The 23,240-nt window shown below is 57.8% G+C and carries 10 protein-coding genes and 5 pseudogenes; 3 read left to right on the forward strand and 12 right to left on the reverse strand.

The genetic code is table 11. The features are described from left to right. Positions 1 to 123 precede the first annotated feature (123 nt). Positions 124 to 1,972 (forward strand): annotated as a pseudogene (locus tag AB4N76_RS03055) (sigma-54-dependent Fis family transcriptional regulator). A 93-nt stretch (positions 1,973 to 2,065) separates the two neighbouring features. Here the strand turns inward: AB4N76_RS03055 and AB4N76_RS03060 are convergent. From AB4N76_RS03060 to AB4N76_RS03095, 8 genes and pseudogenes are all read right to left on the reverse strand, one after another. Then, positions 2,066 to 3,274 (reverse strand): MFS transporter, encoded by a 1,209-nt coding sequence (locus AB4N76_RS03060; protein ID WP_046032513.1) that lies wholly within the window; start codon positions 3,272 to 3,274, stop codon positions 2,066 to 2,068. Positions 3,275 to 3,455: 181 nt separating this feature from the next. Then, positions 3,456 to 7,412, reverse strand: a complete 3,957-nt coding sequence (locus tag AB4N76_RS03065; RefSeq protein ID WP_460164666.1) for a non-ribosomal peptide synthetase — start codon at positions 7,410 to 7,412, stop codon at positions 3,456 to 3,458. Positions 7,413 to 7,580: 168 nt separating this feature from the next. Next, positions 7,581 to 9,361: pseudogene (locus tag AB4N76_RS03070) on the reverse strand (amino acid adenylation domain-containing protein); the annotation flags it as partial. Between the two features lie 108 nt (positions 9,362 to 9,469). Continuing rightward, positions 9,470 to 10,549: pseudogene (locus AB4N76_RS03075) on the reverse strand (condensation domain-containing protein); the annotation flags it as partial. Then, positions 10,452 to 10,838, reverse strand: coding sequence for a condensation domain-containing protein (locus tag AB4N76_RS03080; protein WP_460164101.1), 387 nt, complete (start codon positions 10,836 to 10,838; stop codon positions 10,452 to 10,454). The gene AB4N76_RS03080 and the pseudogene AB4N76_RS03075, both read right to left, overlap by 98 nt. 19 nt (positions 10,839 to 10,857) lie before the next feature. Then, a pseudogene (locus AB4N76_RS03085) lies at positions 10,858 to 12,618 on the reverse strand (amino acid adenylation domain-containing protein); the annotation flags it as partial. 895 nt (positions 12,619 to 13,513) lie between these two features. Beyond that, positions 13,514 to 14,895: pseudogene (gene cysS / locus AB4N76_RS03090) on the reverse strand (cysteine--tRNA ligase). A 44-nt stretch (positions 14,896 to 14,939) separates the two neighbouring features. After that, positions 14,940 to 16,637, reverse strand: a complete 1,698-nt coding sequence (locus tag AB4N76_RS03095) for a glutamine--tRNA ligase/YqeY domain fusion protein (RefSeq protein WP_046032515.1) — start codon at positions 16,635 to 16,637, stop codon at positions 14,940 to 14,942. Positions 16,638 to 16,887: 250 nt separating this feature from the next. On the opposite strand from AB4N76_RS03095, the gene AB4N76_RS03100 reads away from it, so the two are divergent. After that, positions 16,888 to 17,391, forward strand: a complete 504-nt coding sequence (locus tag AB4N76_RS03100; RefSeq protein WP_034146890.1) for a peptidylprolyl isomerase — start codon at positions 16,888 to 16,890, stop codon at positions 17,389 to 17,391. Further along, positions 17,388 to 18,140, forward strand: a complete 753-nt coding sequence (gene lpxH / locus AB4N76_RS03105; protein WP_460164102.1) for a UDP-2,3-diacylglucosamine diphosphatase — start codon at positions 17,388 to 17,390, stop codon at positions 18,138 to 18,140. Before AB4N76_RS03100 ends, lpxH begins: the two co-directional genes overlap by 4 nt. Positions 18,141 to 18,242: 102 nt before the next feature. Here the strand turns inward: lpxH and AB4N76_RS03110 are convergent, their stop codons facing one another. The 4 genes from AB4N76_RS03110 to AB4N76_RS03125 form a co-directional block, all read right to left on the reverse strand. After that, positions 18,243 to 19,772, reverse strand: a complete 1,530-nt coding sequence (locus tag AB4N76_RS03110; protein WP_109786612.1) for a DHA2 family efflux MFS transporter permease subunit — start codon at positions 19,770 to 19,772, stop codon at positions 18,243 to 18,245. A gap of 152 nt (positions 19,773 to 19,924) precedes the next feature. Beyond that, a complete protein-coding gene (locus AB4N76_RS03115) occupies positions 19,925 to 21,127 on the reverse strand; it encodes an HlyD family secretion protein (protein ID WP_046032518.1) in 1,203 nt (400 codons plus the stop codon). Positions 21,128 to 21,142: 15 nt separating this feature from the next. After that, positions 21,143 to 22,612, reverse strand: a complete 1,470-nt coding sequence (locus AB4N76_RS03120; RefSeq protein WP_077431859.1) for an efflux transporter outer membrane subunit — start codon at positions 22,610 to 22,612, stop codon at positions 21,143 to 21,145. After that, the gene (locus AB4N76_RS03125) at positions 22,609 to 23,082 is read right to left on the reverse strand and encodes a MarR family winged helix-turn-helix transcriptional regulator (protein ID WP_046032520.1); all 474 of its coding nucleotides are present in this window, start codon (positions 23,080 to 23,082) and stop codon (positions 22,609 to 22,611) included. Before AB4N76_RS03125 ends, AB4N76_RS03120 begins: the two co-directional genes overlap by 4 nt. Positions 23,083 to 23,240: the final 158 nt, after the last annotated feature.

The raw sequence follows: 23,240 nt of genomic DNA on the forward strand, positions 1-23,240 counted from the left end.
CGACTGCGTCGCCGGACGCAGGCTTCGCCAGCTGCTACAAAATCGCGTTCGGCGGTATGTCGAGATGCGTGCAGATTGCGTTTACCCAAAACAAAAACAATAAATGCTTAGAGATCGACAGCCATGGCCGCACCCGCCACGCCGCTCTCCCACGACGCCATCATTCAGGACTCCTGGTCCCGTTGCCGCGCGTTCGGCCTCAATCACCAAAGCGCTCCGGCGTTTGATCAACTGCCGGCCGAAGGCATTGCGCAGTTGCTGGAGAGCCAGCATTCATTGGTGCAAACCACGCATCAGGAAGTGCTGCCGTATTACGAAAACATCCTGAGCAATTCCAACTGCCTGATCATGCTTGCCGATAATCAGGGCCAGGTGCTGACGTCGTGGGGCACTCAGCGCTTTATCGAGCCGACCCTGGCCCGTGGTTTCAGCGCCGGCGCCAGCTGGATGGAGCGTTGCAGCGGCACTAACGCCATCGGCACCGCCCTGGCCTGTGAGCAGGCGGTGCACATTGAACACGATGAACACTTTTTGAAAGCCAACCGCTTCATGACCGGTTCCGCCGCACCGATTTTCGATGCCGAGCGCAAGGTGATCGCAGTGCTGGACGTGTCCAGCGACAGCTACCTGCCGCCATCGCACACCCTGGGCATGGTCAAGATGATGAGCCAGACCGTGGAAAACCGGCTGATCCTCAACCTGTTCCATGGCCAGCATTTTCAACTGACCTTCAACACCGGGCTAAACAACCTCGACAGCCAATGGGCCGGTTTGCTAATTTTTGATGAGAGCGGCCAGGTGCTGTCGGCGAACCGCCGGGCCGACAATCTGTTAGGCATCAGCCTGTCGCGGGTCAGCATCGAAAGCCTGTTCAAGGTCTCGTTGCTGGAACTGCTGAACCAACCCGACGGCCTGCCGTTTGCCCTGCAAGCCTCCGGCCGCAACCGCTTTCAGTGCCTGTTGAAGCGGCCGAAACAAGTGCCCATACAACCTCGACTGTTTTCTGAACCCAAGAGCGCCGAGCCGGTGGTGGCGGCGCCCGAAGCCATCAGCCTCAACACCCTGCATTTCGGTGACAGCCGCGTGGAAAAGGCTGTGCGTCAGGCGGAACGCCTGCTGGAGAAAGACATTCCGCTGTTGATCCACGGCGAAACCGGGGTCGGCAAGGAAGTTTTCGTCAAAGCCCTGCACCAGGCCAGTTCGCGCAGCAAACAACCGTTCATTGCCGTCAATTGTGCGGCGATCCCCGCCGAACTGGTGGAATCAGAGCTCTTTGGCTACGAGAAAGGTGCATTCACCGGTGCCAATCAGAAAGGCAGCATCGGGCTTATTCGCAAGGCCGACAAAGGCACCCTCTTCCTCGATGAAATCGGCGATATGCCGTTGCCGACTCAAGCCCGGTTGTTGAGGGTTTTGCAGGAGCGCTGCGTGCAACCAGTGGGCAGCAGCGAACTGTTCCCGGTCGATATCCGGATTATTTCGGCCACCAACCGTGCGTTGCGTGAACAGGTGCAGCTCGGCCGCTTTCGTGAAGACCTGTATTACCGCATTGGCGGCCTGACCCTGGAGCTGCCGCCGCTAAGGGAACGCAGTGACAAGGAAGCACTGTTCAAGCGGCTGTGGGAGCAACATCGCGAACCGACGCAATGGGCCGGGTTGAGCCGGGAAGTTTTGGAGTTGTTCGGCCGCCACCCGTGGCCGGGGAATTTGCGTCAGGTCAGCAGCGTGATGCAGGTGGCGCTGGCCATGGCGGAGGAACAACCGGTGCGACCGGAACATTTGCCGGATGATTTTTTTGTCGATCTGGAGATGGAGCCGGTGGATTCGCCGCAGGCGTTGGAGGTGGATTTGAATGATGTAGAGGATTTGAATCGGCAATTGCGGGCGGCTGGGGGGGAATATTTCGCACTTGGCGCGTCGGCTTAGGGTGAGCCGCAATACGCTTTACAAGCGGTTGCGGCAGATCGAATGAGGGGACAATTCACAATAGGCGTATTAACCGTTGCCATAGCTAAGTTGAATACTCCAGCCGCTACGTCCATTTATATCCAAACCTGAGTGTCAATTACTGAAAGGCCGGCTCAACGATTGTCGCTGACGCGGCACTCAGTGTACGCAGACCAATTAGCACGACTGCCACCATTATGAGCCCTGCGGCAATGGCTACACCGAACCCTGCTCGTGCACCATAAGCATCGATAATCAGGCCCGAAACTATTCCACCGAGCGCTACGCCGATACTGATACCGGTTGTCATCCACGTCAGTCCTTCGGTGATCCTGGACGGTGGAATAATAATGGTACCGAGATTCATGACAACGACCATCGTTGGCGCAAATGACATACCTGCCACAAATAGCATCCCCGAAAGAATGTAGACGTCCGGTGAAAGAATAGGCAATACGGCTGTTAATGCTGTTATCAGTACGCCAATGAAGAACTGCTTTTCAATTGATAAGGAAATCCTTAATGCACCGAACGTCAGGCCCGCGATCATTGAGCCGAGCGCATACGCTGCCAGGATGAAGCTGGCGGACGTAGGCCAGCCTTGTGCGTTCGCAAAAGCAACAACAGCCACATCGATTGATCCTCCAATCACGCCCATCGCTAGAAGTGCCAGAACGATGGTGCGAACGCCAGGGATAAGTAATGTCGAATGTGCGTTTCTCCTGCTGCCCACGACGATTTTCGGTTCTGTGTGTCGTTGAAGCAGAAAAGCAGTCACGCCGATCACCAGCATCAACACGGCAACCAGAGGTCCGGCTTCGGCGAAGAAGCTGGTACTCAGACCAATGGTGAGCGGTGGCCCAATAATGAAAGCCAGTTCAGTCAGAACAGTGTCCAGGGAAAAGGCCGTATGTAGTTGCGGTTTTCCACGGAAAAGCTGTGTCCAGCGCGCCCTTATCATGGCGGGCATGCTGGGCATTGCCCCTGCCAGTGCCGCAAGAATAAAAAGCAGTAGGGCCGGCGCCCTCAAATAGACAGCAAGTATCAACGCCAGCAACATGCCAATGCTGAAGGCAGTCACAAAGGGCAGAACCCGGCTCTGACCTCGCTGGTCAACGAGTTTCGATATTCGCGGGCCGATCAGCGCATTCGCCAATGTAAATGTACCTGCGACCGCGCCAGCCAGCCAATAAAGGCCCGTTTGCTGCACCAACATAGTAATGATGCCGATACCGATCATTGCCTGTGGCAAACGGGCAATGGAGCTCGCGATGACTAACCCCATGACGCCGGGTGTTGCCAGAAGCTCGCGATAGGGATTAGCCATGAAGTCTCCAGTTTATGATTCGACGCTGTTCCGTATCCCCCTACTCGTGACGTAGGTAATTGGGTGCGGTTTACCGGCGACAGAAATGTCCATTTGAGCAAGCATACAAGTGGGTAGTTACAAAATTTGCAACAGCCCCACTTGCATGCCGGTTAGTGGTGTCTGTAAAGCTAACGCTCAATCATCCTTGAAAAAGTGCTCGATTAAATGCTTCAGCTAAGTGCTTGCGATTACTGGCATCAGCCATCATGGACAGATGCCCGCCCGGAACAGAAATAGAACGAATAGCCAAATCAGGTAATCGTTCTCTCCATCCGTCTACCATATCAACCTGAGTCAGGCTGGCAGGCTCACGATCCGCAGCGTAAAAATGATAGAGATTGATCGCTAATGGTAATGGCTTATAGGCGCCGGCAATTTGTGAAAATTGATAAATGGCTTGCCATTTGACTGTTTCCAGTGAGACACCTGCCTTTAAATCATAACCTTTCAGATCTTGGGCTTTTTTTATCAGCTCACCAAACTCGTCACTCTCACTTAATATATCGAATTCATGACTCTCCGCCTCGGAAGCCACGGCCTTAACATGCTCAATAAAGTAGTGATTTATATCTTGATTCTTATAAAGCAACTTATGCGGCGCCGGAACATCAATAAACCCTAAAAACTCAATGCTGGCATCTTTGCACATAAGCGCATGAGCGATGGCGTAAGCAAGGATCCCTCCAGAAGAATACCCCGCAATTCGATAGGGCCCTTCAGGCTGAATCGCCTGGATGAGCGGTACCATTCTTTCGGCCATAACCTCCATTGAGTGAGGAAAAGGTTCGCCAATGGCCGACCACGGCAACACATGGATCGGGCAACTCACCCGGATTTGTTGTGCCAGAGAAATCGCATACGAATAATCAGCTAATCCCGAAGGAACAAAAAAGACCGGTGACTCAGTCCCGCCACTGCGCACCGTGATCACTCCGACATGCCGATTAAGCAACGGAGACTGTGCGATTTGAAAGGCAAGGTTAGCCATACGCGGGTGTTCAAAAATGTCGCTCAGCGAACACTCCAAACCATAACTCCTGATTTTTTGCATCAGCTGGACGGCCATGAGCGAATGGCCGCCAAGGGCGAAGAAGTTGTCGTGGCGACCCACCTGCTCAACTCCGAGCAACTCTGACCAAAGCGCTGCCAGGATAGTCTCAGTCTCACCTTGTGGTGCCTCATAGGCCGCATGGGCAAACGCCTCCCCCTCAGGAACAGGCAACGCCCGCCGATCAAGCTTGCCGTTAGGTGTCAACGGCAAGCTTTCCATTCGCACAAAGGCAGACGGCACCATGGAGTCGGGTAAACGTTCACTCAGATAATCACGCAGTTGTCCTGCAAGCGGTAAATCCGACTCGGAGTCGGCCTTGAATATAGAGGTATCATTTTCCGTGACCTCTTGCTGAACCACCACATAAGCAACCAGTCGCTTGTCGGTGTCTACGCCTTGCACCTCCACAACCGCCTCGCTGATGGAGGGATGCTCGGTCAATCTGGCCGCGATTTCGCCCGGCTCAATCCGCATGCCCCGTATCTTGACCTGGTCGTCATTGCGGCCCAGGAACACCAGGTTTCCGTTCGCCAGATAACGGGCCAAGTCCCCCGTTTTATACATACGCGCGCCAGGCTTGCCTGCAAAATGATCGAGCAAGAAACACTCGTCCGTTAGTTCGGGGAGGTTGAGATATCCACGTGCAACACCGATCCCGCCGATATACATCTCACCCACCGCCCCCATCGGAACAGGCTCGCCATGCGCGTCCAGAAGGTAAATGCAGGTGTTTGAAATCGGACGGCCTATCGGAACAGGATCAACATCATCAGACGAACAGCGATGGACCGCAGCCCAGACTGTCGCTTCCGTCGGGCCATACTCATTGAATAATTCAACGGCAGTAAATGCTGAAGTCACTTCCTGAATCAGCTTCGCAGGACACAATTCACCCGCCACGATCACCTGACGGAGTTTTCCATATCCGAGCTGGGCGACTTGCGGCAGAACCAGTCTTGCGAGAGACGGCACAAGCAGCACCGACGTGACGCTGTTTTCAATCAAAAGACTGCTGATAATTTGTGGATCTATGACTGCTTTGCTGCCTGGCAAACACAATGCACCACCGGTTGTTAACGTTCCAAAGATGCCTGCCACGGAACTGTCAAATGCCATCGATGACAATAGTAAAAACACCACATTGGATCCCGGCTTATAGACCGTGGTTCTTGCCAGTGTCGATGCAATCAATCCACGATGTTCGATCATGACGCCCTTGGGCTGTCCGGTTGAACCCGAGGTGTAGATGATATAAGCGAGGTTGCGGGGTGTAAGGCCGGGAACCTGGAAATTGGCATCAGCCTCCGTCAACACCTCTGCCCGGGATTCGTTGGGATCAAGCACAATATGAGTCTGCAACGCCTCACCCAGCACTTGTCGACCGGCCCCATCGGCCAGCACCAGGGCCGGAGCCGTATCGGCAAGAATGTAAGTCAGTCGGTCTCCCGGATAGGTGGGATCAAGCGGCACATAGGCGCTACCCGCCTTCAGGATTGCCATAAGGCCAACAACCATGGCCGCAGAGCGCTCGACACAGATTGCCACCCGCTGGTCTGGCCCAACGCCCAGTTCGATCAGCCGGTGTGCCAGTCGGTTTGCCCTGGCATTGAGCTCACCGTAACTGAACGCCTCCCCCTCAAAGATCAGTGCCGTCGCCTCTGGACTGCGCGCAACCTGCGCCTCAAATAAATGATGAATGCACAAATGATCCGGGCAGGGTGCATCCGTCGTGTTCAACGTCTTGAGCAGCAATGTACGCTCAGACGCAGGCAGAATGTCCAGCTGTCGAACCGGGCGGTGCGTCGAGCGTTCCAGGGTCTGCGCCAGACTGTCCAGCGCCTGCTCCATATAGGCACACACGCGATCGGAATCGAATGGAGTGACGACTTGGGTCGTTAACCCCAGAGAGTGACTGAAATCCTCCACGGACAATGTGAACGGATAATTGGTCCGCTCTTGTTCACTCAAGAACTCGACGCCAGGCATTTCCCCCATGGTCTGGACAATGTTGTCCTCACCAGCCGGATCATTGTGGCGATAGTTGAGCAATGCGCTAAACAATGGCGTACCGGTGGCGACCCCACTGCACCTTTGCGCAAGAGTGAGCGAGGCATGCTCGTGGGCGAGCAACTCAGCCAGTCGGGCATGAGCCTGCTGGACACTCTCGGCTGTATCAATGCCGCCTGAGTCAAAGCGGATCGGTAGCGTGTTGATGAACATGCCCATGGCTCGATCTGATCCATGGCCCGCTTGCATGCGCCCAAACAGCACCGTACCGAACACGACCTTCTCCTGGCCGCTGGTGCGTGCCAATACCTGAGCAAAGGCAACGTGGCACAGGCTTGCGAGACTCACATTCAAGCGCCTCGCCTGCGCCCGCAGCCGATCATTGAGTTCCGCCGAAACCATGCGGTGAGTCTGACCCACCTGTGCGCCGTCCAGATGCACTTCCGCCAATCCAAAGGGCAGCGTCGGCTCTTGTATGTCAGCCAGCATTGATTTGAAGAAACGTTCATGTCCCTCCACGCTCTTGCCGAAACGCACCTGAGCAATCAGGTTGCGGAACGGTTGAGGCGACGGCAGTTTCTCACCGCGATCGGCAAGGAAAGCCTGAACTTCGTTGTAAAAAAACTGCAATGAAGAAGCGTCGTCAATCAAGTGATGCTGCAGTTGCATCAGAACAAAGCGGTCTGCGACAGGATCATGGGCAACGATAAAGCGCAGCACCGGTGCTTGGGTCAGGTCAATTCGGTGCCGGCATGAATCAAAGCGCCGGGAAAGCTGTTCGGTAATGGGGCCATCCGCCGAATCGAGAAAAACATCAGTGACAGAAAGCGGCGCCTGTCGCCAGACAACTTGTGCCGTGCGAGACAACCCTTCCCAAACAAAAGCGGTACGCAAAATGTCGTGGCGGTCTATAACCTGTTGAACGGCACCTAGGTACCGCTCCAATGTTTCACGATCAGCAAATGCCATCTGGGCCACCAGCAAATAAGGGTCACCTTCTTTTGCCAGCATGTGGTGGAACAGGATGCCGTCCTGCATCGGTGAGAGTGCATAGATGTCCTGGATGTTGGCCGCCCCGCCAGGAACCTGTGAAACGATCAGGTCGATGTCCGATTGGCTGAGTTCAATCAGCGGCAACAGTTCGGGAGTGATTCTGGACGTCTCAGGCCTGATCTGGTTGGGCGGCACCACCACCTCGCTGTGTTGGCCAAGCGTGCTGGTCAGCACCGACAACACGGGAGTCTGGAATAGATCACGCACAGCGAGGCTCAAGCCCTGGCGGCGCAACCGCTCGATCAACCGCACAGCCAAGAGGAATGGCCGCCGAGGGCGAAGAAGTTGTCGTGGCGACCGACTTGTTCAACGCCAAGCAGCTCTGACCAGATCCTGGCAAGGGCAACTTCTATCTCACCCAACGGCGCCTCGTATCCCGCATGGGCGAAGGCATCGCCCTCTGGCACCGGCAACGCCCGCCGATCAAGCTTGCCATTACCCGTCAGCGGCAAGCTTTCCATTCGCACAAAGGCAGACGGCACCATGTAGTCGGGTAAACGGCTGCTCAGGTAATCACGCAGCGTTCCCGCCAGTGCCAACCCAGCCTCAGAGCCTACCGACGCGCCATGAACCTCAGACTGCACCACTACGTAAGCGACCAGGCGCTTGTCGGTGTCTACGCCTTGTGCCACCACCACCGCCTCGCGAATGGAGGGGTGCTCGGCCAATTTGGCCGCAATCTCACCCAGCTCAATCCGGAAGCCACGGATCTTGACCTGATCGTCATTGCGCCCGAGAAACGCCAGATTCCCGTTCGGCAGATAACGGGCGAGATCCCTGTTTTATACATCCGCGCTTCAGGTTTACCTGCAAAGGGATCGTGCAGGAAACGCTCTGCCGTCAGCTCGGGGCGGTTCAGGTATCCACGCGCCACACCGGCGCCGCCGACGTACATTTCACCCACTGAGCCCATCGGAACAGGCTGACCAAAACGCGTCCAGAAGATAGAGATTCAAATCCGGCAGACGTTGACCGATCACGCTATTGGCATGTTGTGCATCCGATGAAGTCAGCGGGTAATAAGTGACGTGGACCGTGGTTTCCGTGATTCCGTACATGTTGACCAGTTGCGGGACAGATTCTTCACGCCCCCGTACCAGTCGCGCAAGGTCGATGGCTGCAGCGCTTCGCCGCCAAAGATGACATAGCGCAGCCGGTCCGATGACGGTTGTACGTATTCCATCAAGGCGGTAAAGGCGCTCGGGGTCTGGTTCAAGACCGTGACGCCCTGCTCACAAATCAACTGGTAAAACGCTTGTGGAGAACGGGTAATGGCATGCGGCACCAACACCAGCGTGCCTCCATAACGAAGGGCGCCCCACAGTTCCCAGACCGAGAAGTCGAAGGCAAAAGAATGGAACAGGCACCAGACGTCGCTGTTCGCAAAACCAAAGGCGGCGTGGGTCGTGTCGAACAGACGCACCAACTGAGCATGCTCGACCATGACGCCTTTTGGCTGCCCGGTTGAGCCCGAGGTATAGATGATATAGGCGAGGTTGCTGGGGGTAAGCCCCGGAACTTCAGGGTTGACGTCCGCCCCTGTCAACGTATCAGCCTGGACTTCATCGAGATCGAGCACGGTATGAGCCTGCAAGGCACTCCCCAGCGCTTGGCGCCCGGCCGCATCAGCCAGTACCAGGACCGGCGCCGTATCGCCAAGAATGAACGCCAGTCGCTCCCCCGAGTACTCCGGATCGAGCGGCACATAGGCGCCGCCGGCCTTCAGGATCGCTATCAGGCCAATAACCATCGCAGGGGAGCGCTCGACACAGATTGCTACTCGCTGGTCAGGCCGAACGCCCAACGCAATCAGCCGATGCTGCCAGCCGATTAGCCCTGGCGTTGAGTTCGCCATAGCTCAACGATTCTTGCTCAAAGACCAGTGCCGTTGCCTCAGGACTGCGTGCAACTTGCTCCTCAAATAGATGATGCATGCACAGATGAGCTGGGCAGAACTCCTCCATCGAGTTCCGCGTCTTGAGCAACAATGTGCGCTCGGACGCATCAAGCAGATCTATTGTGGCTACAGTCTGGCTTGCATCCCTGGTCATCTCGGCAAGGGCGGTCTTCAGATAACCTACATGACGCTCAATCGTGGCCGAATCAAACAACGCAGTCGCATAGCCAAGAGCACCAACGATTCGATCGCCCGCTTCGGCCAGCTCCAGCTCCAGCTCCAGCTCCAGCTCCAGATCGAACCGCGCTACATCATAGGAAGAACCAACCGGACTGACTTCAAGGCCGGGAAATGCCCATTGGCCTGCATCATGGTTTTGCCAGGCAAACACCACCTGAAACAGTGGCGTATGGCTCAATCGTCTTGGCGGCTGCGTGATTTCCACCACCTGCTCAAACGGAAGATCCTGATGATCCTGGGCCTTGAGTGCCCGCTCGCGTACTCGAGCAATGAGGTCGGCAACGGTCGGGTTGTCGCCAAGATCAATCCGCAGCGCCAGTGTGTTAATGAAGAAACCGATCAGCGGCTCGATGTCGCGATGGCCCCGGTTGGCACTTGGCGCTCCGATCACAATATCGTCCTGCCCCGACAGATGTGACAGTACAGTCGCCCAGGCCGACAACAGTGTCATGAACAGCGTCACCCCTTGCTGCTGGCTAAAATGCTTGAGGGCAGTTGTCAGCTCTGCACTTAGTTCGATCGGCACAGAGGCGCCCACAAGGGATTGCTGCTCAGGCCGCCGTCTGTCTGTAGGCAGATCCAGCAGTGTTGGTGCATCGGCCAGCGCCTGCTTCCAATAAGCCGCTTGCTCATTCAAGCGCTCCCCCGACAGCCATTGCCGCTGCCAGGCGGCATAGTCCGGATACTGGATTGCAAGCGGCGGCAATGGACTGGCCTGATGGTTTCTGAAAGCCGTATACAGCGCACTTAGCTCAGGCAAAAGTATGCCAAGCGACCAGCCATCCGAGACGATATGGTGTTGTGTGAGTAGCAATACATGCTCATCAGCAGATGAGGGGACAGACACCCGGATCAGGCAAGCCCGGATCAGTGGCCCTGCAGCGAGATCAAGGGGGCGCGAGCCTCTTCGGTACAAAGCCTTGCAAGCTCGGCTTTGAGCCCGATCCAGGGAGATCAATCCGGCGCAATGGCAAACCTTGATCACAGGCCAGCAGACGCACTTCGACCTCCCCCACTTGGGTGACAAAGACCGAGCGCAATGCCTCATGGCGCGACCACAGCGCATCAAGGGCCTGCTGCAAGGCCGTCACGTTCAACTGGCCACGTAAGCTCAGAGCCAAGGGAATGTGATAGGCATCGCTGATTCCACTATCGAGTTGCGCCAGAAACCACAGTCGCTGCTGAGCAAAAGACAGCGGCAAGGACTCATCGCGAGAGAGGGTTCTGATCGATGCACGCGCCACAGCACCAGCGCTGCGCTGGGCTTCAATCACCAAAGCCACAGCTTTGAGGCGTTGGAGAGGCGAACAAGGATACGAGCGGCAATTCAGCCCCAAAGGCTGCTATGCGACTGACCAGCCGCACGGCCATGAGCGAATGGCCGCCAAGGGCGAAGAAGTTGTCGTGGCGACCGACTTGTTCAACGCCAAGCAGCTCTGACCAGATCCTGGCAAGGGCAACTTCTATCTCACCCAACGGCGCCTCGTATCCCGCATGGGCGAAGGCATCGCCCTCTGGCACCGGCAACGCCCGCCGATCAAGCTTGCCATTACCCGTCAGCGGCAAGCTTTCCATTCGCACAAAGGCAGACGGCACCATGTAGTCGGGTAAACGGCTGCTCAGGTAATCACGCAGCGTTCCCGCCAGTGCCAACCCAGCCTCAGAGCCTACCGACGCGCCATGAACCTCAGACTGCACCACTACGTAGCGACCAGGCGCTTGTCGGTGTCTACGCCTTGTGCCACCACCACCGCCTCGCGAATGGAGGGGTGCTCGGCCAATTTGGCCGCAATCTCACCCAGCTCAATCCGGAAGCCACGGATCTTGACCTGATCGTCATTGCGCCCGAGAAACGCCAGATTCCCGTTCGGCAGATAACGGGCGAGATCCCCTGTTTTATACATCCGCGCTTCAGGTTTACCTGCAAAGGGATCGTGCAGGAAACGCTCTGCCGTCAGCTCGGGGCGGTTCAGGTATCCACGCGCCACACCGGCGCCGCCGACGTACATTTCACCCACTGAGCCCATCGGAACAGGCTGACCAAACGCGTCCAGAAGATAGAGATTCAAATCCGGCAGACGTTGACCGATCACGCTGTCGGCTTGTTGCGCATCCGATGAAGTCAGCGGGTAATAAGTGACGTGGACCGTGGTTTCCGTGATCCCGTACATGTTGACCAATTGCGGAGCCGACTCGCCACGCCCCCCATACCAGTCGCGTAGGGTCGACGGCTGTAGCGCTTCGCCGCCAAAGATGACATAGCGCAGCTGGTCCGAAGACGGTTTTACATATTCCATCAAGGCGGTGAAGGCGCTCGGGGTCTGGTTCAGGACGGTGACGCCCTGCTCGCAAATCAGCCTGTAGAACGCCTGCGGAGAGCGGGTAATGGCATGCGGCACCAACACCAGCGTGCCTCCATAACGAAGGGCGCCCCACAGTTCCCAGACCGAGAAGTCGAAGGCAAACGAGTGGAACAGGCACCAAACGTCACGGGCCTCAAAACCAAAGGCAGGCTGTGTCGTGTCGAACAGACGCACCACCTGCGCATGTTCGACCATGACCCCTTTAGGTTGTCCGGTCGAGCCCGAGGTATAGATGATGTAGGCGAGGTTGCTGGGAGTAAGGCCGATAACTTCGGGATTGGCGTCCGCGTCAACGAGGACATCACGGGGATCAAGGACGGTATGAGCCTGCAAAGCGTCCCCGAGCGCCTGACGCCCGGCCGCATCAGCCAGCACCAAAACCGGAGCCGTATCGCCAAGAATGAACGCCAGCCGCTCCCCCGAATATTCCGGATCGAGCGGCACATAGGCGCCGCCCGCCTTCAGGATCGCTATCAGGCCAATGACCGTCGCAGGGGAGCGCTCGACACAAATCGCCACGCGCTGGTCAGGCCTGACGCCCAAGGCAATCAGCCGATGCGCCAGCCGATTGGCCCCTGGCGTTGAGTTCGCCATAGCTGAGCACCTCCCCCTCAAAGACCAGCGCCGTTGCCTCAGGGTTGCGCGCAACCTGCGCCTCGAATAAATGGTTAATGCACAGATGATCTGGATATTTAGACGTAATCTTCACCTTTACCTCCTGGAAGCGAAAACTCAACTTTTATCGATTGATTGCACCAAAAGTTCGGATAAGTGCAAATTCCATGAAATATCATCCATTGAACCACACCTCTCATACGTCGCTACGACCTCCCCATTGGCAAAATAGCGAACAAGGCGAAATCCTACTCATCTGTCAGAAAGTTCCGACATTAATGACAACAAGGCTATATTCATTAATCACACACGAACACTAACAATTCAAGCGACTCACCCTCATGCACTTTTATGCACTGGTCGGACTTACATAAAACACGGGCACCTACTATTATTTCCCCACCAATACTTACCGCATTTTTTGTACCAGATGGCTTACACCAACAACACTGCAAAACACTGAAACCTCCAAAAAAACAAGGAATAATTACTACTCTTTAAATAGCCTGAGCATCTTGAATCATCAATAGCTTGAGCTTTTAACACCGGCACAGCAGCCAAGAAAACTCTAAAATATAAAAAACACTTACAACCATAGAAACATCACTCAGACGCCAACTTTCGATGGCGCCTCAAACAACGCAACCTGTTTTATTCAATACCAACGAAAACAACTTACTCGCCATCCTAAAACTAGAAATCAGCCGAAGAACACCAAGTAAAAACATATTTTTAAGTTATGAAACATGCATCACGGCAGGGCCATCGTATTCAACTTTCAGCGGAACATTATCCGCAATATTATCCCCGCCAGATGCCCCCCCAAAAAACAAAAACCCGCACAAGGCGGGTTTTGTTTGATCGTTCCCACGCTCCGCGTGGGAATGCACTGCGGGACGCTCCGCGTCCCATGCCGAAGCGGACGCGGAGCGTCCTATGAGGCATTCCCACGCAGAGCGTGGGAACGATCATCAGTCAGCCAGGCGCCAGGTCGTACCGCCCTTGCCGTCTTCCAGCACCACGCCCATGGCGGTGAGCTGGTCGCGGATGCGGTCGGATTCGGCCCAGTCTTTGGCAGCACGTGCCGCCAGACGCGCAGCAATCAGCGCATCCACTTCAGCGGCATCGACACGCCCTTCGGCGCCCGCTTGCAGGAAGTCATCGGCTTCGAGCTGCAACACACCCAGCACGCTGGCCAGTTCTTTCAGGCGCGCCGCCAGACCGGCCGCTGCATCGAGATCGCTCTCGCGCAGGCGGTTGATCTCACGCACCATCTCGAACAGCACGGCGCAGGCTTCTGGCGTGCCGAAGTCGTCGTTCATCACCTGAGTGAAACGCTCGACGAAGGCTTCGCCGCCAGCCGGTGCCACGCTCGGCAGGCCTTTCAACGCGTGGTAGAAACGCTCGAGTGCGCCTTGGCGTCCTTGAGGTTGTCTTCCGAGTAGTTGATCGCGCTGCGGTAGTGGCTCGACACCAGCAGGTAACGCACGACTTCCGGGTGGTACTTGTCGAGCACGTCGCGAATGGTGAAGAAGTTGTTCAAGGACTTGGACATCTTCTCGCCATTGATACGAATCATGCCGCAATGCATCCACGCGTTGGCGTAGGTCTTGCCGGTGGCCGCTTCGCTCTGGGCGATTTCGTTTTCGTGGTGCGGGAACTCAAGGTCGCTGCCGCCGCCATGAATGTCGAAAGTCTCGCCCAGGCAGCAGGTCGACATCACCGAGCACTCGATGTGCCAGCCCGGACGCCCGGCGCCCCACGGCGATTCCCAGCTCGGCTCGCCCGGCTTGGCGCCCTTCCACAGCACGAAGTCCAGCGGGTCCTGCTTGGACTCGTCGACTTCGATCCGCGCGCCGATGCGCAGGTCTTCGATTTTCTTGCGCGACAGCTTGCCGTAGCCCATGAACTTGGCGACGCGGTAGTACACGTCGCCATTGCCCGGGGCGTAGGCGTAACCCTTGTCGATCAGGGTCTGGATCATCGCGTGCATGCCGGGGATATGCCCGGTGGCGCGCGGTTCCATGTCCGGCTTCTTGATGTTCAGGCGCGCTTCGTCTTCGTGCATCGCCGCGATCATGCGCTCGGTCAAGGCTTCGAACGACTCGCCGTTCTCGCGGGCACGATTGATGATCTTGTCGTCGATGTCAGTGATGTTGCGCACGTAGGTCAGGTCGTAACCGCTGAACCGCAACCAGCGGGTCACCAGGTCGAACGCAACCATGCTGCGGCCATGGCCCAGGTGGCAGTAGTCGTACACGGTCATCCCGCAGACGTACATGCGCACCTTGTTGCCATCCAGCGGCTTGAAGACTTCTTTGCTCTTGGTGAGCGTGTTGTAGATCGTAAGCACGTTAGTTGCCTTTCTATACAGGCCGGTCAGGGCCTGTCACTAAATCACTGGCCCCACGAATCACGCAGAGTCACGGTACGGTTGAATACCGGCTGACCTGGTTTCGAGTCCTTGATATCCGCGACGAAGTAACCTTCGCGCTCGAACTGGAAACGGTCTTCCGGCTGTGCGTTGCCCAGCGAAGGCTCGGCACGACAACCGGTGAGTACCTGCAGCGAATCAGGGTTGATGTTGTCCAGGAAACTGGCGCTGTCTTCGGCCTTCTCAGGGTTGGCCGAACGGAACAGGCGATCGTACAGGCGCACTTCGCACTCGACGCTGGCAGCCGCTGGCACCCAGTGCACCACGCCTTTGACCTTGCGGCCTTCAGGGTTCTTGCCCAGGGTGTCCGGGTCGTATGAGCAACGCAGCTCGACGATGTTGCCGTCGGCGTCCTTGATCGCTTCGTCGGCACGGATCACGTAGCTGCCACGCAGACGCACTTCGCCGGCCGGTTCCAGGCGCTTGTAACCTTTTGGCGGCTCTTCCATGAAGTCTTCACGGTCGATGTAGATTTCACGGGCGAACGGCAGAACGCGCATGCCCATGTCTTCTTTCGGGTGGCACGGCAGTTCGAGGTTCTCGACCTGGCCTTCCGGGTAGTTGGTGATCACGACTTTCAGCGGGCGCAGCACGCACATGGCACGCGGCGCGCTCTGGTCGAGGTCGTCGCGGATGCTGAATTCGAGCATGCCGAAGTCGACCACGCCGTCAGAACGGTTGGTGCCGATCATTTCGCAGAAGTTGCGGATCGATTTCGGCGTGTAGCCACGGCGGCGGAAGCCCGACAGCGTGGACATGCGCGGGTCGTCCCAGCCGTTGACGTGCTTTTCATCGACCAGTTGCTTGAGCTTGCGCTTGCTGGTGATGGTGTAGTTCAGGTTCAGACGGCTGAACTCGTACTGGCGCGGGTTGGCCGGCACTGGCAGGTTTTCGAGGAACCACTCGTACAGCGGACGATGGCTTTCGAACTCCAGGGTGCAGATCGAGTGGGTGATGCCTTCGATGGCGTCCGACTGACCGTGGGTGAAGTCGTAGTTCGGATAGATGCACCACTTGTCACCGGTCTGGTGGTGGTGAGCGTGACGGATGCGGTACATGATCGGGTCGCGCAGGTTCATGTTCGGCGAGGCCATGTCGATCTTGGCTCGCAGCACGCGTGCGCCGTCCGGGAACTCGCCAGCCTTCATGCGGGCGAACAGGTCCAGGTTTTCTTCCACGGAACGCTCGCGGAACGGGCTGTTCTTGCCCGGTTCGGTCAAGGTGCCACGGTATTCCTTGGCCTGTTCAGGGCTCAGGTCGTCGACATAGGCGTTGCCGGACTTGATCAGTTCGACGGCCCAGTCGTGCAACTGGTCGAAATACTGCGAGGCGTAGCGCACTTCGCCGGACCATTGGAAGCCCAGCCATTTGACGTCGCTTTCGATCGCGTCGATGTATTCCTGGTCTTCCTTGGCCGGGTTGGTGTCGTCGAAACGCAGGTGCGTGACGCCGCCGAACTCCTGGGCCAGGCCGAAGTTCACACAGATCGACTTGGCGTGACCGATGTGCAGGTAGCCGTTGGGCTCAGGCGGGAAACGGGTGACGATCTGCGTGTGCTTACCCGAGTCCAGGTCCGCCTGGATGATCGGGCGCAGGAAATTGACCGGCACGGCAGGGCCGGTCTTGGCATTCGAGGTAGGGTCGACAGTGGGCTTGCTCATAGGATCCTTGAACGCACAAGTGCGCGGCCAGAAGAAGGGCCAGATAAAACAAAGCCGCTATCATAGCCGATGCTGTCAAGCACCTGACAGAGCGCGCCTGCAAACGGTCGTATTTAATAGGCCATAAATGAAAAACAGCCTCGAAATTCGCGTCCGGCACGCTAAACTGCGCACCTTGGCTGTTACTGGCCAAACCGGTTGGGGGCTGTAATGCCCCGAAACCCACGAATTCCCAGATAGAGTACCGATCATGACCCAAGTCAAACTGACCACCAACCATGGCGACATCGTCCTGGAACTGAACGCCGAGAAAGCCCCGATCACCGTGGCCAACTTCGTCGAATACGTTAAAGCCGGTCACTACGAAAACACCGTTTTCCACCGCGTCATCGGTAACTTCATGATCCAGGGCGGCGGTTTCGAGCCAGGCATGAAAGAAAAGAAAGACAAGCGCCCAAGCATCCAGAACGAAGCTGACAACGGTCTTTCCAACGACAAGTACACCGTTGCCATGGCCCGCACCATGGAGCCGCATTCGGCTTCCGCCCAGTTTTTCATCAACGTGGCTGACAACAGCTTCCTGAACCACAGCGGCAAGAATGTCCAGGGTTGGGGCTACGCGGTATTCGGTAAAGTGACTGCCGGCACCGACGTTGTCGACAAGATCAAAGGCGTGGCCACCACTTCCAAGTCCGGCCACCAGGACGTTCCAGCAGACGACGTGATCATCGAGAAAGCCGAGATCATTGAGTGATATTGCTGATTTCAGACTTGCATCTGGAAGAGGAGCGCCCGGACATCACCCGGGCGTTTCTGGATTTGCTCGCCGGACGCGCCCGCTCGGCGAGTGCGTTGTACATTCTGGGCGACTTTTTCGAAGCGTGGATTGGCGACGATGCCATGACGCCCTTTCAGCGTTCCATCTGCCAGGCCCTGCGCGAATTGAGCGACAGCGGCACGGCCATTTTTCTGATGCACGGCAATCGCGACTTCATGCTCGGCCAGGCCTTCTGCAAACAGGCCGGCTGCACGTTGTTGAAGGACCCGAGTGTCGTGCAGTTTTATGGCGAGCCGGTGCTGTTGATGCACGGCGACAGCCTCTGCACCCGCGACGAAGCCTATATGAAGCTGCGTCGTTACCTGCGCAACCCCGTCACCCTGTTCATCCTGCGTCACTTGCCGCTGCGCACGCGCCATAAACTGGCCCGCAAGCTGCGCAGTGAAAGCCGCACGCAAACGCGGATGAAGGCCAATGACATTGTTGATGTCACGCCCGAGGAAATTCCGCGAATCATGCAGGAATACGGGGTGAAGACCTTGATCCACGGGCACACCCACCGCCCTGCCATCCATAAACTGCAACTTGGCGAGCAGGCGGCCAAGCGCATTGTGTTGGGGGATTGGGATCGTCAGGGTTGGGCGTTGCAGGTGGATGAGAACGGGTTTGCGTTGGCACCGTTCGACTTCGCCCCGCCGCCGCAACTGGCAGCCCCCACGAGCTGACTGCCGGACACACACCCTGTAGGAGCGAGCCTGCTCGCGATAGCGGACTCAAATTCAACATCATTTGATCGTTCCCACGCTCTGCGTGGGAACGATCTTCACTCAATGCCCGGATGCCGCCGGCCCTGCTTTGGCCGCAAACGGTGGTTTCGCCAGCCACACAATCAGTATCAACCCCATGAACCCCCACCCCAGCAACGTGAAGTAATCCACGGTGGAAAGCATGTACGCCTGACTGGTCAGCACATGATCGAGTTGCGCATACGCCGGACTCCCCGCCCCGCCCAGCGTGTTCAACGCATCGCGGGTTGCCGGGTCGTAAGTGGTGATGCTTTCACTCAGGTACGCGTGGTGCTGATCCGCCCGGCGAATCCAGATCCAGGTGGTCAACGACGCCGCAAAACTACCGCCCAAGGTGCGCAAAAAGGTCGCGAGGCCCGCGCCATCGGCGATTTGGTGCGGTGGCAGGTCTGACATCAGGATGCTCAGGGTCGGCATGAAGAACAGTGCCACGCCGATGCCCATGAACAGTTGCACCAGGGCAATGTGCTGGAAGTCGACTTCATTGGTGAACCCGGCGCGCATGAAACAACTCAGGCCAATCGCCAAAAACGCCAACCCAGCCAACAATCGCAGGTCGAAATCGTGCGCATACTTGCCGACAAAAGGCGACAGGATCACCGGCAGAATCCCGATTGGCGCCACGGCCAGACCGGCCCAGGTCGCGGTGTAGCCCATTTGGGTTTGCAGCCACTGCGGCAGGATCAGGTTGATGCCGAAGAACCCGGCGTACCCCAACACCAGCACCAGCGTGCCGATGCGGAAGTTGCGATAGGCAAACAGCCGCAGGTTGACCACCGGATGCTTGTCGGTCATTTCCCAGATCACAAACACCGCCAGCGCAATCACTGAAATGGCCGCGCCGAGGATGATGAAGTTCGACTCGAACCAGTCCAGGTCATTGCCCTTGTCGAGAATCACCTGCAAGGCCCCGACACCAATGATCAGTGTGATCAAACCAACGTAATCCATCGGCTGACGGCTGGTTTCCACCGGCCGTGCCTTGAGCTGCTGGCGCACCACCATCACCGCGAAAATGCCGATGGGCACGTTGATGAAGAAGATCCACGGCCAGCTGTAACTGTCGGTAATCCAGCCACCGAGAATCGGCCCGGCAATCGGCGCCACCACCGTGACCATCGCCAACAACGCCAGGGCCATGCCGCGTCTGGCGGGCGGATAAACCGCGATCAGCAGCGTTTGGGTCATTGGGTATAACGGACCGGCGACCAGCCCTTGCAACACCCGAAAGCCGATCAGCTCCGGCATCGAGGTCGAGATACCGCAGAGAAACGAGGCCAGCACAAACAGCACCGTGGCCCACAGAAACAGCTTCACTTCACCGAAGCGCCGACTGAGCCAACCGGTCAGCGGCAGCGCAATGGCGTTGCTCACGGCAAATGAAGTAATCACCCAGGTGCCCTGCTCCGAACTCACGCCCAGGTTGCCGGAAATGGTCGGCAGCGCCACGTTGGCGATGGTGGTGTCGAGCACTTGCATGAAGGTCGCCAGCGACAGGCCGATGGTGCTGAGCAACAGGCTGGGCGGCGTGAAAGAGGCGTTATTGCTCATCGCGAATCCTTTGAAACCGGGTGGGCGCAGCGCCTGTTACTGACGCAGCTGACCTTGTGGGAGCGAGCTTGCTCGCGATGGCGGTGGGTCAACCAACAAAGCTGTTGAATGTTAATGCGCCATCGCGAGCAAGCTCGCTCCCACAGGGCGAATCAGCGTTGCGCGGTTTTGCTGACCGCGGCGCTGTTGTCGTGGATCAATTGGGTGATCATTGCGTCGGCCTCGGCCAACTGACGATCGTAGACATTGGTGCTGAACGAGGCCTTTTGCGGCGGTTGTTGTGCCAGTACCGGGCCGCTCTGGTCGCGCAGGTTCACATTGACCAGCGTCGACAAACCAACCCGCAGCGGATGCTTGGCCAGTTCTTCGGCGTTGATGTGGATCCGCACCGGCACCCGTTGCACGATCTTGATCCAGTTACCGGTAGCGTTTTGCGCCGGGAGCAGGGCAAACGCGCTGCCGGTGCCGGCGCCAAGGCTGTCGATGGTGCCGCTGAATTTCACGTCGCTGCCGTACAGGTCGGCTTCGATGTCCACAGGTTGACCGATGCGCATGTCACGCAGTTGGGTTTCCTTGAAGTTGGCATCGATCCACAGCTGATCCAGTGGAATCACGGCCATCAGCGCAGTGCCCGGCTGAACCCGTTGACCCAATTGCACGGAGCGTTTGGCCACGTAACCGGTGACCGGCGCGATCAAGGTGCTGCGCGAGTTGTTGAGGTAGGCCTGACGCAGTTGCGCGGCGGCCGACATCACGTCCGGGTGCGACGAAACCACGGTGTCATCGACCAGCGCGCTGGTGGTTTTCAGCTGCTGTTTGGCGTTGGCCAGGGCGTTTTGCGCCGAGGTCAGGTCATCGCGAGCGTGGGACAGCTCTTCCTGGGAAATCGCACCGCCGGCGGCGAGGTTTTTCCGGCGATTGAAGTTGTCCTGCGCCTTCTGCACTTCGGCTTGTTGCGCGTTGACCTGAGCCTTCATGCCATCGACGTTACTGTACAAACCACGCACCTGGCGCACGGTGCGGGCCAGATTGGCCTGGGCACTTTGCAGGCCGACTTCGGCGTCGTTCGGGTCGAAGTTGATCAGCACCTGGCCTTCGTGGACGAGGTCGCCATCATCAGCGCCGATACTGACCACGGTGCCAGTCACCAGCGGGGTGATTTCCACGACGTTGCCGTTGACGTAGGCGTCGTCGGTGCTTTCATTCCAGCGCCCGTAGAGTTCGTGATAACCCCAGACGCCGACTCCGGCGAGGACAACCACGATGGCCAGAGCGACCAGCATGACTTTGCGTTTACGCGGATTGCCCGTGTCTTGAGCGTTATGCGGGGCTTGAGGTGTATCGACGGTGGCCATGACAAATACCTTGAATTAGTTGTGCTGCGTGGCTGGGATGGCGTTGGCTGCGGTCAGGGTTTCGCCCTGAAATCCGCCGCCCAGCGCTTGCATCAATTGGATCGACAAGTCGATCTGCTCGGCATTCAGGTTGGCCAGCTGACGCTGGGCCTGGAGCAATTGCTGCTCGATGCTGAGCACGTCCAGGTAGTTACCGATGCCGGAACCGTACCGCTGGACCACGGTGTTGTAAGAATCCTGGGCAATGTCGGTGGCGTGCTGCTGAGCACCGATTTGCCGGCCGATATCGCGTAACTGGTTGATCGTGTCGCTGACATCGCCGAGCGCTTTCACCAGGCTTTTGTTGTACTGCGCCACCGCGAGGTCGTAATCGGCATCGCGCGAATCGAGGTCGGCGCGCAGCCGGCCGCCGTCGAAAATCGGCACCGAAATGGTCGGCGCGACATTAAAGAAGCGACTGGCCGACCCGAACATGGCATCTCCTAACAACGATTCGGCACCGGCGGCGGCGCTGAGGTTCAAGTTGGGATAGAACTGAGTCTTACCGGCGGCAATGTTCTTGCTCGCTGCCTCGACCCGCCAGCGTGCAGCCACCAGGTCCGGGCGGCGACCCAGCAACTCGGCGGGCAATACCGACGGCAATGCCACGGCGCTGGCCTGGAGGATTTTTGGACGGGCGATTTCGTTGCCGCGATCCGGGCCTTTGCCGAGCAACACCGCCAGGGCGATTTTTGCGCTGTTCAGGCGTTTTTCAGCGTCGATCAGGCTGGCTTCGGAAGTGGCTTCCAGGCTTTCGGTTTGCTGGAACTGATACTGGCTGTCGATGCCCGAACTCAAGCGACGCTGGCCCAGATCGAGCATTTGCCGGGTGCGCTTGAGGTCCTCGTTGGCCAGGTCGTAAACGATGTGCGCCTGACCCAGATCGCTGTAGGCGCGGGCAACATCGGCGGACAAGGTCAACTGGGCGGCCTGCTGATCGACTTCGGCAGCGCGGGCTTCGCCCAACGCCGCTTCCCAGGCGTCACGCTGACCGCCCCAGAGGTCGAAGTTGTAATTGAAGCTGGCACCGATGTTACGCACGGTGGCGTAAGTACCGCCCTGCCCGCTCGGGTCCTGATCCCGGGAGAGTCGCGAACGGCTGACGCCAGCGCTCGCGTCGAGGGTCGGCATGCGGGCGGCGTCGGCGGCGTAAGCGGCAGCGCTGGCCTGGTGGGCACGGGCGTCGGCAATTTGCATGTCCGGGCTGTCGTGCAAAGCTTCGTGGATCAAACCGTCCAGCTGCGGATCACCGAGGCTTTTCCACCAATCGTTTTTTGGCCAGGCCGCTGGCGACAACGTGACGCCGTTCAACGATTGTCCGGCCTTCAGGTTTTTCGCATCGAGGCTGACGCCTTCGGTGGTCAGGCCGCTGTAGCTGGCGCAACCCGCCAGCGTCATGGCCAACAGCACCAGACTCAGGCTCGTGCGCAGGGTTTTACTGTTCATTTGTCACCTACCCGCAGCAGGGTGATCGAGTCACCGGCAGCCACCAGGATTTTCTTGAGGATGTGTTCCAGGGTCTTGAGTTCTTCAGGGGTGATGGCGCCGGCCAGTTCGTTCATCGCTTCTGCACCGATGTGCGGCAGGCGGTCGGCGAGCTTCTGGCCGTCTTCGGTCAGTACCAGTTGAACCTGGCGGCGATCCGCCTCGCTGCGTTGGCGGGCGAGGAAACCCTTCTGTTCCAGACGATCGAGCATGCGGGTCATCGAACCACTGTCCAGCGACAGATGACGGCACAGCTCGGCCGGCGTATCGACGCCGTATTGGCCAATGATGATCAGCACTTTGAACTGCGCGGCGGTGATGCCGTGGGGTTCCATATGGGTGTCGAGAATCCGGTCCTTGAGCAGCGCGGCGCGCCCGAGCAGGAGCCCGAGGTGGCAATTCTGGAAATCGTCCGGAGAGAAATGTTTCATCTGGCCACCAATTAGCTGCCTAGGCAGAGAATGTATGACGAGATGTTACTGCCTAGGCAGCCAATGTCAACGCAATAGTTAGGTTGCTTCGTATTTAGTTGACCAAAGGAGTCGGATATTGTGGCGCGCGCACGGACGCTATCGCGGGCAAGCCCGCT

It is taken from the genome of Pseudomonas sp. S2_F03, assembly GCF_054668335.1.